This window comes from Mycobacterium sp. SM3041, from assembly GCF_039668335.1.
In the GTDB taxonomy this organism is placed as follows: domain Bacteria; phylum Actinomycetota; class Actinomycetes; order Mycobacteriales; family Mycobacteriaceae; genus Mycobacterium.
In genome coordinates this window covers 66,911-81,348 of the sequence record NZ_JAYXBQ010000037.1, presented here as the reverse complement: position 1 = coordinate 81,348, position 14,438 = coordinate 66,911, and the positions used below count along the sequence as shown (strand labels likewise).

Sequence of the window (14,438 nt, the reverse complement as noted above, 5' to 3'; positions counted from 1 at the left end):
CCATCGCCAGTGCGCCGCGCGGCGAGGACGCCATCCTGGTCGGTGTCCAGTCCGCGCTGACCGGTCGTCCCGGCGTCCTTGCCGGTGCCCGGGCGCTGTCGTACTTCGGTGAACACAGCCTGGGCTGGTTCGCCGTGTGCGGTCTGGGCGCGCTGCTGCAGCCGCAGCGCCGCCGGGCCTGGGTGACGGCCGGTGTCGGCACGTTCTTCGCCCATGCGGCCGCCGTCCTGATCAAGCGGGTGGTGAAGCGCGAACGCCCGCAGCACCCGGCCATCGCCGTCAACGTCGGCACCCCGAGCCGGCTGAGCTTCCCGTCGGCGCACGCGACGTCGACGACCGCCGCCGCGATCCTCATCGGCCGGGCCACGGGCCTGTCGCTGCCGTGGTTCCTGGTACCGCCGATGGCGTTGTCCCGCTTGGTTCTCGGCGTGCACTACCCCAGTGATGTGCTCACCGGTGTCGTGGTGGGAACCGTGGTCGCCGAATCAGTCGGGGCGGTTTCGGAGCGAACTGCCAAGCGCGAACCGAAGGCTGGGGTATGACCGAACAGACGCAGGAGCTGGGGCCGCCGAAGAATCTGGCCGCCGGCATCGTCAAGGCGCTGCGGCCGCGGCAATGGGTGAAGAACGTCCTGGTCCTGGCCGCACCGCTGGCGTCGCTCGGCGTCGGGGCCCACTACAGTTACAGCGAGGTTTTCAAGGCCGTCGGTGTCGCGTTCGTGGTGTTCTGTATGGCCGCGTCGTGTATCTACCTCATCAACGATGCCCGTGACGTCGAGGCCGACCGGGTCCACCCGACCAAGCAGTACCGGCCCATTGCCGCCGGTGTCGTCTCGGTACAGCTGGCCTACTCGCTGGCCGTCGTGCTCGGTGTCGGGTCGCTGGCCATCTCGTGGTGGCTCACGCCCAGCCTGGCCATCGTCATGGCGGTGTACCTCGCGACGCAGCTGGCTTACTGCTTCGGTCTGAAACATCAAGCGGTGCTGGACATCTGCATCAATTCGTCGGGATTCCTGATCCGCGCCATCGCCGGTGGCGCAGCTGCCGGCATCCCGCTGTCGAAGTGGTTCCTGCTGGTGTTCGCGTTCGGCTCGCTGTTCATGTCGGCCGGAAAGCGTTACGCCGAACTGCAACTCGCCGAACGCACCGGCGCCAAGATCCGCAAGGCGCTGGAGTCCTACACCAGCAGCTACCTGCGGTTCGTCTGGACGCTGTCGGCGACCGCCGTGGTGCTCTGCTACGGCCTGTGGGCCTTCGAGGGCAACAAGGGCCCGTGGTTCGCCGTGTCGATGGTGCCGTTCACCGTCGCGATCCTGCGCTACGCCGTCGATGTCGACAGCGGGGCGGCGGGTGAACCCGAGGAGATCGTGCTGAACGACCGCGTGTTGCAGCTGCTGGGCGTCGCCCTGGTCGCAACACTGGTCGCCGCGATTCTGCCCGGACTGGTCCGGTGATCGACTCGCCCGCTCGGCAATTGCTGCGCGGGCCGGTCTTCCCGTATGGCCGGGCCGCGCGGATCAGCCTGTGGTTGAGCGTCGCGGTGTCTGCCGCGTTGTTCGGCTGGGGCGCCTGGCAGCGCCGGTGGATCGCGGACGACGGCCTCATCGTGCTGCGTACGGTGCGAAACCTGTTGGCCGGCAACGGCCCCGTCTTCAACGTCGGTGAGCGCGTCGAGTCCAACACCTCGACGCTGTGGACCTATCTGGTCACCCTCGGGGCGTGGATCGGCGGGTCGGTGCAGCTCGAATACGTGGTCCTGGCATTGGCGCTGACGCTGAGCGTGGCGGGCCTGGTGTTCGCGATGCTCGGCACCGGCCGGCTGTACGCCCCCGGACTGCGGGGGCGTCGCGCGCTGTTGGTGCCGGCCGGCGCCCTCGTCTACATGGCCGTGCCGCCGGCGCGTGACTTCGCGACGTCGGGCCTGGAGAACGGCTTGATCATGGCCTACCTGGGGCTGCTCTGGTGGATGATGGTGTGCTGGTCGCAGGCCTTGGCCGTGGCCCCGCCCGAGGCCCGTGAAGCCGATGCCAACGCCACCAGCGCCCGGTTCGACGGCGCCCTGGCCTGTCTGGCCGGCCTGTCGGTCCTGGTGCGGCCCGAACTCGCCCTGATCGGCGGGGTGGCCCTCGTCATGCAGCTGGTCGCGGCCCGGGGCCGGCGCCGCCGCCTCGTCATCGTGGTGGCCGGCGGCCTGCTCCCGATCGCCTACGAGATCTTCCGGATGGGCTACTACGGCCTGCTGGTGCCCATCACCGCGCTGGCCAAGGACGCCACCGGCTCCAAGTGGCAGCAGGGGTTCGTCTACCTCGGCAACTTCAACCGGCCCTACCTGTTGTGGATCCCCGCGGTGCTGACCGTGGCGCTGGCGATTGTGTTGTTCGTCACTCACAGCCGGCCCTGGTGGGGCCAGACGGCCCCGCGCGGCTACAGCTCGCTGGCCCGCCGGATTCAAAGTCCCACTGCCGTAGTGATTTTCATGGCCGGCAGCGGCCTGGTGCAGGGGCTGTACTGGCTGCGTCAGGGCGGCGACTTCATGCACGGCCGGGTGTTGCTGGTTCCGCTGTTCTGCCTGGTCATCCCGGTTGCAGTGATTCCGATCGTGCTTCCCGACGGCAAGAACATCGCCCGCGAGGTCGGCTACGCGCTGGCCGGCACGACGGCGGCCCTGTGGCTGGCGGTGGTCGGGTGGTCGCTGTGGGCGGCCAACTCGCCGGGCCTCGGATACGACGCCACCCGCGTGACCTACTCGGGAATCGTCGACGAACGGCGCTTCTATTCGCAGGCCACCGGGCATGCGCATCCGCTGACGGCCGCGGACTACCTGGACTACCCGCGCATGCGAGCGGTGCTGGCGGCCATCGACAACACCCCGGTCGGTGCGCTGCTGCTGCCGTCGGGCAACTACGACCAGTGGGACGTGGTTCCGGCCATGCCGCCGCCGGTTCCGGACCCGAAGTCGCCGCCACCACCGAACTGGTTCGAAAAAGGTCCACACACAGTCTTTTTCACCAACCTGGGCATGATGGGCATGAACCTGCCGCTCGAGGTCCGGGTGATCGACCAGATCGGGCTGGCCAACCCGCTGGCCGCGCACACGGCACGGCTGGACGACGCGCGCATCGGTCACGACAAGGATCTGTTCCCGGACTGGGCGGTGGCCGAGGGGCCGTTCCTGCGCAAGCGCCCGTGGATTCCGACGTATCTGGACGAGGACTGGGTGGCCCAAGCAGCGGTCGCGCTGACATGCCCGGAGACCGAGACGATGCTGAGCTCGGTGCGCGCCCCGATGGGCGTTCACCGCTTCATGTCAAATCTGGTACACGCGTTCACATTTACGCGTTACCGGATCGATCGCGTGCCGTTATACGAGTTGTACAGGTGCAAGCTCGATGTGCCTCCGAGGCTGTCGACCCCTTACACTGGCTTACCGGCTACCGGTCCGTAGTTTCAGCGCATGAGCGCTGGCACGGTCTGAAGCGTAGGTAACGCCGGGGAACCATGCGGCGATAACCACTCGGGCGTGTGCGCCCGGCCTGATCGTCACCTCAACGGCAGAGGCGGTGATGAGGGTTGTCCGTACGCCGTCATAGGAAAGATTAGGGAGCGGTATGAGTTTCGTTGGGAAGATGCGGTCGATGGCCAAGGCCATGCCGCGCCGGATGGCGGTTGCGGCCGTTGCCGCGGCAGCGCTGCCCGGTCTTGTCGGGGTCGTCGGTGAAACGGCGACTGCAGGGGCTTTCTCGCGTCCCGGTCTGCCGGTTGAGTACCTGCAGGTTCCGTCCGCGGCCATGGGTCGCGACATCAAGATCCAGTTCCAGAGTGGTGGCGCGGGCTCGCCGGCCGTCTACATGCTGGACGGTCTGCGTGCGCAGGACGACTACAACGGCTGGGACATCAACACCGCCGCCTTCGAGTGGTACAACGGCTCGGGCATCTCGATGGTCATGCCCGTCGGTGGCCAGTCCAGCTTCTACAGCGACTGGTACAAGCCGGCGTGCGGCAAGTCGGGCTGCCAGACCTACAAGTGGGAGACCTTCCTGACCCAGGAGCTGCCCGCTTACCTGCAGGCCAACAAGTCGGTCAAGCCGACCGGTGGCGCTGCTGTCGGTCTGTCGATGGCCGGCTCGGCCGCGATGACCCTCGCCATCTACCACCCGCAGCAGTTCATCTACGCGGGCTCGATGTCGGGCTTCCTGAACCTGTCCGAGGGCTGGTGGCCGTTCCTGGTCAACATCTCGATGGGTGACGCCGGCGGCTACAAGGCCGACGACATGTGGGGCTCCACTGGCGACCCGAACAACGCCTGGAAGCGCAACGACCCGTTCGTGAACATCGGCACCCTGGTGGCGAACAACACCCGTCTGTGGGTCTACTGCGGCGACGGCAACCCGAGCGACCTGGGCGGCGACAACGTGCCGGCCAAGTTCCTGGAGGGCCTGACCATCCGCACCAACCGCACCTTCCAGCAGACCTACCTGGCTGCCGGTGGCACCAACGGTGTGTTCAACTTCCCCAACAGCGGTACCCACGACTGGGGCTACTGGGGCCAGCAGCTGCAGGCCATGAAGCCTGACCTGCAGCGTGTGCTGGGTGCTTCGGGACAGGCGTAACAAGCTCATCCTGAGGTAAATCCTCTGGCAACAACTCGCACTGGCGGCGGCGACCTTCACGGGTCGTCGCCGCCAGTCGTTTACGGCGGCGTAGCCGAACATCACCCCATCCGCTGGCAACGTTCCCTCCCTTTGTCCGGGACAGCTGTCGAGGTGATGTGGTTCACTACAACGCGGGTTCAGGACGCTCGACGATCGCGACAGGTGAGGTTGGTTATGGGGCTGCAGGCAATGTTCCGGACGATGGCCGCGACGGCGGCGGCGGTAGTGCTCGCCGGCGGCCTCCTGACGGGCACCGGAACGGCCCGCGCAGCGGGCGTCGAGACGTTGATGGTGCCCTCGGCCGCGATGGGCCGGGACATCCCGGTGACGTTCCAGGCCGGTGGCCCGCACGCGGTCTATCTGCTCGATGCCTTCAACGCCGGCCCGGATGTGAGCAACTGGGTCACCGCGGGCAACGCCATGGGCACCCTCGCCGGTAAGGGCATCTCGGTGGTCGCCCCGGCCGGCGGCGCGTTCAGCTTCTACACCAACTGGGAGCAGGACGGCAGCAAGCAGTGGGAGACGTTCCTGAGCCAGGAGCTGCCGGACTATCTGGCCGCCACCAAGGGCCTGGCCCCCAACGGCCACGGCGTCGTCGGCGCGGCCCAGGGCGGCACCGCGGCCCTGACGCTGGCCGAGTTCCACCCGGACCGGTTCCGCTTCGCGGGCTCGCTGTCGGGCTTCCTGACCCCGTCGGCGACGACGTTCAACGGCGCCATCACCGCCGGCATGCGCGAGTTCGGCGGCGTGGACACCTACGGCATGTGGGGCGCCCCGCAGCTGGGCCGCTGGAAGTGGCACGACCCGGATGTGCACGTGAGCCTGCTGAACCAGAACAACACCCGGATCTGGGTGTTCAGCCCGTCGACGGTCACCTGCAGTGACCCGGCCGCGATGATCGGCTACTGCGACCAGGCGCAGGGCAGCAACCGCGCCTTCTACGCGCATTACCGCAGCGTGGGCGGCCACAACGGGCACTTCGACTTCCCCGACGGCCCGCAGCACGACTGGGGCAGCTGGAGCGGTCAGCTCGGTGCCATGTCGGGCGAACTGGTGAGCGTCATCCGCTAGCCCAACCGGAGTGATCTTGCCGACGGAAGGCGTCGGCGTGACCAGTCCGTGATGCCTGCTGACTAGATTCGGATGGCAACCGCTTGATTCAGCCCGCAGGAGACCTGACACCACATGGCCACCAACAATCGCCGCCGCCGCCATCGCATCCTCGCCATTGCCGCGGCGGGTGCGGTGGCACTGCTGGTCATCGTGGTCGCGTTCGCGATCGTGGTGTGGCTGCGTCAGCCCGGTGAGATCCCGGGGCCGACGCCGCCCTCGGCGCAGCCGCCGACGTCCGGTCCCAGCGCGAAGCCGTCCAAGCCGCGGCCGGCGTACCAGTCGGCCGACTGCCCCGATGTGCAACTGATCTCGATCCCGGGCACCTGGGAGTCCTCACGGGCGCTCGACCCGCTGAACCCGACGCCGTCGTTCCCGATCGCGCTGCTGCTGAACGTCAGCAACCCGCTCGGCCAGCAGTTCGGCGCCGACCGGTTGGCGCAGTACACGGTGCCCTACACCGCGCAGTTCCATAACCCGCTGGCCGCGGACAACCAGATGTCGTACAACGACAGCCGCGAAGAGGGCAAGAAGAAGGCCGTCGAGGCCATCACGGACATCAACAACCGCTGCCCGCTGACGAGCTTCGTCATCATCGGCTTCTCGCAGGGCGCGGTGATCGCCGGCGACATCGCCAGTGACATCGGCAACGGCCGCGGACCCATCGACCAGGACCTGGTGCTCGGCGTGACGTTGATCGCCGACGGCCGGCGCCAGCCCAACGTCGGCAAGGACATCGGTCCGAACCCGCCGGGACAGGGCGCCGAGATCACGCTGCACGAACTGCCGCTCGGCATGCTCGGGCTGAACATGACGGGACCGCGCGTCGGCGGCTTCGGTGCGCTCAACGACCGGGTCAACGAGATCTGCGGAAAGGGCGACCTGATCTGTGCCGCGCCGACCGAGGCGTTCAACGTCGTCAACCTGCCCAGCACGCTCGCCACGCTGTCGGGCAGCGCCGCGGGACCGGTGCACGCGCTGTACAACACGCCGCAGTTCTGGAGCCTTGACGGGCAGACCTCCACACAGTGGACGCTGAACTGGGCCAAGGACCTCGTCGACAACGCGCCGCACCCCAAACACGGCTGACATCGCTTGTTGGCTACTGGCGAGTACAAAACCGGCGGGGCGATTTGGCCTGCGAATTCGCGTCACCTAACATTAAGAGATAGCTAAGAGCACGGTCTTATCATTGACTGGGCATCTTGGGGTGGCATATCGCTACTGCCCGGTACCATTTGCCGGGATTTGGCGTGACTGGCCGCATACGACGTAACCAGCGCGGCAGGCTGTGAACAGGAGATTTTGATGGCGTTCCACAACCCGTTCGTCAAGAACGGGAAGATCACCTTCCCGGACGGCGCCGGCATCGTGAAGCACGTCGAGCGCTGGGCGAAGGTCCGTGGGGACCGGCTCGCGTTCCGGTTCCTGGACTTCTCCACGGAGCGTGACGGCGAGGCCAAAGACCTGACCTGGTCGCAGTTCAGCGCGCGCAACAAAGCCGTGGCCGCGCGGCTGCAACAGGTGACCCAGGTGGGCGACCGCGTCGCAATCCTGTGCCCGCAGAACCTCGAGTACCTCGTGGCGTTCTACGGCGTCCTGTACTCCGGCCGCATCGCCGTGCCGCTGTTCGATCCGTCGGAGCCCGGCCACGTCGGCCGCCTGCACGCCGTGCTCGACGACTGCAAGCCGTCGGCCATCCTGACCACGACTGCCGCCGCCGAAGGCGTCCGCAAGTTCTTCCGCAGCCGCCCGGCCAATGAACGTCCGCGTGTCATCGCCGTCGACGCCGTGCCGGACGAGGTCGCCGTCACCTGGATCCCATTCGACGACGTCGACGAGCACACCATCGCCTACCTGCAGTACACGTCGGGTTCGACCCGCATCCCGACGGGCGTGCAGATCACCCACCTGAACCTGGCCACCAACGTGGTGCAGGTCGTCGAGGCCCTCGAGGGCGAAGAGGGCGACCGCGGCCTGTCCTGGCTGCCGTTCTTCCACGACATGGGCCTGATCACCGCGCTGCTCGCGCCGATGATCGGCCACAGCTTCACGTTCATGACCCCGGCGGCCTTCGTGCGTCGGCCGGAGCGCTGGATCCGTGAGCTCGCCCGCAAGGAAGGCGACACCGGCGGCACCATCTCCGTGGCCCCGAACTTCGCGTTCGACCACGCCGCCGCCCGTGGCGTGCCCAAGGAGAAGATCGACCTCTCCAACGTCAAGGCCGTGCTGAACGGCAGCGAGCCGATCTCGGCGGCGACGGTGCGGCGGTTCAACGAGGCCTTCGGTCCGTTCGGCTTCCCCGCCAAGGCCATCAAGCCGTCCTACGGCCTGGCCGAGGCGACGCTGTTCGTGTCGACCACGCCGTCGGCCGACGAGCCGACCATCGTGTCGGTGGATCGCGACGCCCTCAACACCGGCACCTTCGTGGTGGTTCCGGACGACTCGCCGAAGGCTGTCGCCCAGGCCGGCGCCGGCAAGGTCGGTGTCGACGAATGGGCCGTCATCGTGGACGCCGAGACCGCCACCGAGCTGCCCGACGGCCAGATCGGCGAGATCTGGATCAGCGGCGCCAACATGGGCACCGGCTACTGGGGCAAGCCCGAGGAGACCGTCGAGACGTTCCAGAACACCCTCAAGTCGCGCACCAGCCCGTCGCACGCCGAGGGCGCGGCCGACGACGCCACCTGGGTGCGCACCGGCGACTACGGCGCCTACCACGACGGCGAGCTGTACATCACCGGCCGCGTCAAGGACCTGGTGATCATCGACGGCCGCAACCACTACCCGCAGGACCTCGAGTACTCGGCGCAGGAGGCCAGCAAGGCGCTGCGCGTCGGTTACGTCGCGGCGTTCTCGGTGCCGGCCAACCAGCTGCCCGACGAGGTCTTCGCCGACGCCCACTCGGGCCTCAAGCGCGATCCCGACGACAGCTCCGAGCAGCTGGTCATCGTCGCCGAGCGCGCCCCGGGCGCGCACAAGCTCGAACCGCAGCCGATCGTCGACGACATCCGGGCCGCCATCGCGGTCCGTCACGGCGTCACCGTGCGCGACGTGCTGCTGACCGCGGCCGGCGCCATCCCGCGCACCTCCAGCGGCAAGATCGGCCGCCGGGCCACCCGTGCGGCGTACCTGGACGGCACGCTGCGCAGCGGCAAGGTGGCCAACGCCTTCCCCGACGATCTGAACTGACCCACACCCGGCTCCCCTGTCCGGCGGCGAAAGTGAACAGTGAAAATGACTGACACCGAAGACAATTCGAACGAAATCGACACTTCGCCGCAGGAGGGGCAGGTTCCCGCTCGGGCTAACGGCATGTCCGTGCCGGAGATGCGGGAGTGGCTGCGCAACTGGGTGGCCAATGCCACCGGTCAGCCCGCGGACTCCATCAATGAGTCGGTGCCGATGGTCGAGCTCGGCCTGGCGTCTCGCGACGCGGTCGCCATGGCGTCCGACATCGAGGACCTCACCGGTGTCACGCTGACCGCGACGGTGGCGTTCCGGCACCCGACCATCGAGTCGCTGGCGCAGGTCATCGTCGAGGGCGAGCCCGAGGAGGACACGGACGCCGCGAACGCCGAGGACTGGTCCCGCGACGCCGACGACGACGCGATGAACATCGCGATTGTCGGCCTGGCCACCCGTTTCCCGGGTGACATGAACACGCCCGACGAGATGTGGCAGGCGCTGGTCGAAGGCCGCGACGCCATCACCGACCTGCCCGAGGGTCGCTGGGAAGAGTTCCTGTCCGAGCCCCGGATCGCCGAGCGCGTGGCCAAGGCCCGCACCCGCGGTGGCTACCTGTCGGACATCAAGGGCTTCGACGCCGAGTTCTTCGCGCTGGCCAAGATGGAAGCCGACAACATCGATCCGCAGCAGCGGATGGCGCTCGAATTGACCTGGGAGGCACTGGAGTTCGCCCGCATCCCGGCGTCGTCGCTGCGCGGCGAGTCGGTCGGCGTGTTCGTCGGTAGCTCGACCAACGACTACAGCTTCCTGTCGGTCTCCGACCCGTCGATCACGCACCCGTACGCCATCACCGGCACCGCGAGCTCCATCATCGCCAACCGGGTGTCGTACTTCTTCGACTTCCGCGGGCCGTCGATGGCCATCGACACCGCGTGTTCGTCGTCGCTGGTCGCGATCCACGAGGGCGTCAAGGCGCTGCGGTCGGGTGAAGCCGACGTCGTGCTCGCCGGTGGCGTCAACGCCCTGGTGACCCCGATGGTGACGGTCGGTTTCGACGAGGTCGGCGGCGTCCTGGCGCCGGACGGCCGCATCAAGTCGTTCAGCTCCGATGCCGACGGCTACGCCCGTTCCGAGGGCGGCGGCATGGTCGTGCTCAAGCGCGTCGCCGACGCCCGTCGCGACGGTGACGAGATCCTCGCGGTGATCGCCGGTTCGGCCATCAACCACGACGGCCGCTCCAACGGCATGCTGGCCCCGAACCCCGACGCGCAGGAAGCGGTGCTGCGCAAGGCGTACAAGGACGCCGGCGTCGACCCGAAGACCGTCGATTACATCGAGGCGCACGGCACCGGCACCATCCTGGGTGACCCGATCGAGGCCGACGCACTCGGCCGCGTCGTGGGCCGTGGCCGCGCCGCCGACAAGCCGGCACTGCTGGGCGCCGTGAAATCCAATGTGGGACACCTGGAGTCGGCTGCCGGTGCGGCCAGCGTCGCGAAGATGACGCTGGCGCTGTACCACGACAAGCTGCCGGCGTCGATCAACTACGCGGGCCCGAACCCGTACATCGACTTCGACAAGGAACACCTCAAGGTCAACGCCGAGCTGTCGGACTGGCCGCGTTACAGCGGTCACGCCATCGCCGGCGTCTCCGGTTTCGGTTTCGGCGGCGCCAACGCGCACATCGTCATGCGTCAGGTGCTGCCCAGCGACCTCGTCGAGCCGGAGCCGAAAGAGGTTGTGGCCGAGGAGAAGCCGGCCTCGGATGCGGGCGCCGTCTACGTCGGTGGCGTCAAGATGGACGAGTACGGCGAGTTCATCGACGACGACAACGACACGCGCGGTGACGCCGAGTTCTACGGCTACGGGACCGACGACGAGCCCGAGCTCCCCGGCCTGACCGAGCGGGCGCTGGAGCTGATCGAGGCCGGCTGCGCTGAACTGGAGGCGGCCGAGCCGGTCAAGCGCATTGTGCCGCTTGCGGTTTCAGGCTTCCTGACCTCGCGCAAGAAGTCGGCTGCCGCTGAGCTGGCGGACTGGATCGACAGCGAGGTGGGCCGGTCCTACTCGCTGGAGTCCATCGGCCGCTCGCTGTCCCGGCGCAACCACGGCCGTTCGCGCGCAGTGATTCTCGCGCACGACCACGATGAAGCGGTCAAGGGTCTGCGGGCCCTGGCCGAGGGCAAGCAGAGCCCGCTGGTGCTGGCCGCCGATGGCCCGGTCACCAACGGCCCGGTGTGGGTGCTCGCCGGTTTCGGTGCGCAGCACCGCAAGATGGGCAAGAGCCTGTACCTGAACGACCCGATCTTCGCGGAGTGGATCAACAAGGTCGACGCGCTCATCCAGGATGAGCGCGGCTACTCGGTCGTCGAGCTGATCCTCGACGACGCCATCGACTACACCAACGAGACCTGCGAATACCCGATCGAGGTCGTCCAGACCGTGATCTTCGCGCTGCAGATCGCGCTCGGCGAGCTGCTGAAGGCGCACGGCGCGAAACCCGGTGCGGTGGTTGGCCAGTCGCTCGGTGAAGCGGCCGCGGCCTACTTCTCCGGTGGCCTGTCGCTGGCCGACGCCACCCGCACGATCTGCTCGCGTGCGCACCTCATGGGTGAGGGCGAGGCCATGCTGTTCGGCGAGTACATCCGCCTGATGGCGCTCGTCGAGTACTCGGCCGAGGAGATCAAGACGGTCTTCGCCGACTTCCCGGGCCTCGAGGTGTGCGTCTACGCCGCCCCGACCCAGACCGTCATCGGCGGTCCGCCGGAGCAGGTCGACGCGATCATCGCCCGCGCCGAATCCGAGGGCAAGTTCGCCCGCAAGATGCAGACCAAGGGCGCCAGCCACACGCAGCAGATGGACCCGCTGCTCGGTGAGCTGTCCGCGGAAATCCAGGGCATCGAACCGCGCCCGCTGCAGACGGCCTACTACTCGACGGTGCACGAGGGTCAGCTGATCCGGGCCGGCGCGGAGCCGATCCACGATGTCGAGTACTGGAAGAAGGGGCTGCGCCACAGCGTCTACTTCACCCACGGCATCCGCAACGCCGTCGACAACGGGCACACCACCTTCCTCGAGCTCGCGCCGAACCCGGTGGCGCTCATGCAGGTTGGGCTCACCACGATGTCGGCCGGCCTGCATGACGGTCAGCTGATCCCGACCCTCGCCCGTAAGCAGGACGAGGTCGACTCGATGACCAACGCCATGGCCCAGCTGTTCGTGCACGGCCACGACCTCGACTTCCGGACGCTGTTCTCGCCGGCCGAGAACCCGGCCGTCGACTACGCGCCCATCCCGCCGACGCGCTTCAAGCGCAAGCCGCACTGGCTGGACGCGCACTTCACCGCCGACAGCTCGGCCATCGAGCCGGGCAGCCACGTCGCGACCCCGGACGGCCGGCACGTGTGGGAGTACGCCCCGCGCGGCGAGGTCGACGCCGCGGCGCTGGCCAAGCTGGTGAAAGCCGCTGCGGCGCAGGTGCTTCCGGATGCGGCGCTGACCGCTTACGAGCAGCGTGCCATCCCGGGTGAGGGCGCGCGCCTGGTCACCACGCTGACCCGGCACCCCGGTGGCGGCACGGTGCAGGTGCACGCCCGCATGGGCGAGTCCTTCACCCTGGTGTACGACGCCGTCGTCACCCGCGGTGGTGACGGTGCGGCCCTGCCGGTCGCCATGGGTGGTACGGCCCTGCCGGCCGCCGTCGGCGCATCGGTGGCCGAAACCGCCGCCGCCGCACCGGAACCCGAAGACGACGCCGCCATCCTGCAGGACAACCTGACCGCGGGCGCCGGGCTGGCCGCCGGTTTCAAGAAGTGGTCGCCGGATTCCGGCGAGACCGTCGCGGACCGGTTGGGTGCCATCGTCGGTGGCGCCATGGGCTACGAGCCCGAGGACCTGCCGTGGGAGGTCCCGCTGATCGAGCTGGGTCTGGACTCGCTGATGGCGGTCCGGATCAAGAACCGCGTCGAGTACGACTTCGACCTGCCGCCGATCCAGCTGACCGCGGTGCGTGACGCCAACCTGTACGCGGTGGAGAAGCTGATCCACTACGCCATCGAGCACCGCGATGAGGTCGGCCAGCTTGCCGAGGCGCAGAAGGGGCAGACGGCCGAGGAGATCGCCGCCGCGCAGGCCGAGTTGATGGGTGGCGCGACGACGGTCGCCGAGCTGGAGGCCAAGCTGGCCGAGGCCGGGCACCCGCTGGCCGACAAGGACGACGACAAGCCGGCGGCGGCCGAGATCGCCACGGACTCCGCTGTCGCGCTGGAGGTTCCGCCGCCCCCGACGAACCCTGCCGGCCCGGCGGCCGTCCCGCCGCCGCCGACCAACCCGTCGGGACCGGCCGGACCGAGCCAGGCGACCGCTGCGGCGGCTGCCGCCAAGGTCCTCACGCAGGAGGCGGTCACCGAGGCGCTCGGCGCCGACGTGCCGCCGCGCGATGCGGCTGAGCGCGTCACCTTCGCGACGTGGGCGATCGTCACCGGCAAGTCGCCGGGTGGCATCTTCAACGAGCTGCCGGCCGTCGACGACGCGACCGCGACCAAGCTGTCCGAGCGGCTCTCCGAGCGCGCCGAGGGCATCGTGACGGTCGAGCAGGTGCGGACGGCCAAGACGATCGAAGAGCTGTCCACGATCGTGCGTGATCAGCTGGAAGACGGCGTGGTGGACGGCTTCGTCCGCACCCTGCGGGCACCGAAAGAAGGTGGGTCGCAGGTACCCCTGTTCGTCTTCCACCCGGCCGGTGGCTCGACGGTGGTCTACGAGCCGCTGTTGAAGCGCCTGCCCGAGGACATCCCGGTCTACGGCATCGAACGCGTCGAAGGCTCCATCGAGGAGCGCGCCGCCGAGTACGTGCCGAAGCTGCTGGAGATGCACAAGGGCCCGTTCGTGCTGGCCGGTTGGTCGCTGGGTGGGGCGCTGGCGTACGCGTGCGCCATCGGGCTCAAGCAGGCCGGTGCCGATGTGCAGTACGTCGGGTTGATCGACTGTGTGCGACCCGGCACGCCGATCGACAAGAGCCAGGCCGGTATGCGAGCCCGCTGGGATCGCTATGCCCGCTTCGCCGAGCGCACCTTCAACGTCGAGATTCCGGAGATTCCGTACGAGGAGCTGGAGAAGCTCGACGACGAGGGCCAGGTGAAGTTCGTTCTGGACATCGTCGCGCAGAGCGGCGTGCAGATCCCGGGCGGCATCATCGAGCACCAGCGCACGTCGTATCTCGACAACCGCGCGCTGGACACCATCGACATCCAGCCGTATGACGGCCACGTCGTGCTCTACATGGCGGACCGTTACCACGACGACGCGATCGTGTTCGAACCTGCGTACGCGACCCGTCAGCCCGACGGCGGTTGGGGTGAGTTCGCGCCCGATCTCGAGGTCGTGAATATCGGCGGCGAGCACATCCAGGCCATCGATGAGCCGTACATTGCCAAGGTCGGGGCGCACATGAGCCAGGCCATCAACCAGATCCAGGCCGGGAAGTAGT

At 68.2% G+C, this 14,438-nt stretch carries 8 protein-coding genes; all 8 read left to right on the top strand.

The genetic code is table 11. The features are described 5' to 3' along the window. Positions 1–2: 2 nt before the first annotated feature. Entirely contained in the window at positions 3–542 is a 540-nt protein-coding gene (locus VXD91_RS09575; RefSeq protein ID WP_346415340.1) for a phosphatase PAP2 family protein, read from the top strand. Next, complete coding sequence (locus tag VXD91_RS09570; protein ID WP_212807536.1) at positions 539–1,453, top strand: decaprenyl-phosphate phosphoribosyltransferase; 915 nt, start codon at positions 539–541, stop codon at positions 1,451–1,453. The genes VXD91_RS09575 and VXD91_RS09570 overlap by 4 nt, the downstream gene beginning before the upstream one ends. Continuing rightward, complete coding sequence (gene zomB, locus VXD91_RS09565) at positions 1,453–3,444, top strand: flagellar motor control protein ZomB (protein ID WP_346415339.1); 1,992 nt, start codon at positions 1,453–1,455, stop codon at positions 3,442–3,444. The genes VXD91_RS09570 and zomB overlap by 1 nt, the downstream gene beginning before the upstream one ends. A 163-nt stretch (positions 3,445–3,607) precedes the next feature. Beyond that, positions 3,608–4,609: an alpha/beta hydrolase family protein gene (locus VXD91_RS09560; protein WP_133426184.1), complete on the top strand. Its 1,002-nt coding sequence runs from the start codon at positions 3,608–3,610 to the stop codon at positions 4,607–4,609. A 216-nt stretch (positions 4,610–4,825) separates the two neighbouring features. Further along, entirely contained in the window at positions 4,826–5,722 is an 897-nt protein-coding gene (locus tag VXD91_RS09555) for an alpha/beta hydrolase family protein (protein WP_212807534.1), read from the top strand. Between the two features lie 114 nt (positions 5,723–5,836). Next, positions 5,837–6,850 (top strand): cutinase family protein, encoded by a 1,014-nt coding sequence (locus VXD91_RS09550; RefSeq protein WP_318983985.1) that lies wholly within the window; start codon positions 5,837–5,839, stop codon positions 6,848–6,850. Between the two features lie 219 nt (positions 6,851–7,069). Continuing rightward, a complete protein-coding gene (gene fadD32, locus VXD91_RS09545) occupies positions 7,070–8,953 on the top strand; it encodes a long-chain-fatty-acid--AMP ligase FadD32 (protein WP_212807530.1) in 1,884 nt (627 codons plus the stop codon). Between the two features lie 45 nt (positions 8,954–8,998). Continuing rightward, complete coding sequence (gene pks13 / locus VXD91_RS09540) at positions 8,999–14,437, top strand: polyketide synthase Pks13 (protein WP_346415259.1); 5,439 nt, start codon at positions 8,999–9,001, stop codon at positions 14,435–14,437. The last annotated feature ends 1 nt before the right edge of the window (position 14,438 follow it).

What these genes read in the sequence shown, in the direction of transcription:
- VXD91_RS09550 (WP_318983985.1), top strand. Translation starts at nt 5,837, where the DNA reads ATGGCCACCAACAATCGCCGCCGCCGCCATCGCATCCTCGCCATTGCC.
- fadD32 (WP_212807530.1), top strand. Translation starts at nt 7,070, where the DNA reads ATGGCGTTCCACAACCCGTTCGTCAAGAACGGGAAGATCACCTTCCCG.
- VXD91_RS09555 (WP_212807534.1), top strand. Translation starts at nt 4,826, where the DNA reads ATGGGGCTGCAGGCAATGTTCCGGACGATGGCCGCGACGGCGGCGGCG.
- VXD91_RS09570 (WP_212807536.1), top strand. Translation starts at nt 539, where the DNA reads ATGACCGAACAGACGCAGGAGCTGGGGCCGCCGAAGAATCTGGCCGCC.
- pks13 (WP_346415259.1), top strand. Translation starts at nt 8,999, where the DNA reads ATGACTGACACCGAAGACAATTCGAACGAAATCGACACTTCGCCGCAG.
- VXD91_RS09560 (WP_133426184.1), top strand. Translation starts at nt 3,608, where the DNA reads ATGAGTTTCGTTGGGAAGATGCGGTCGATGGCCAAGGCCATGCCGCGC.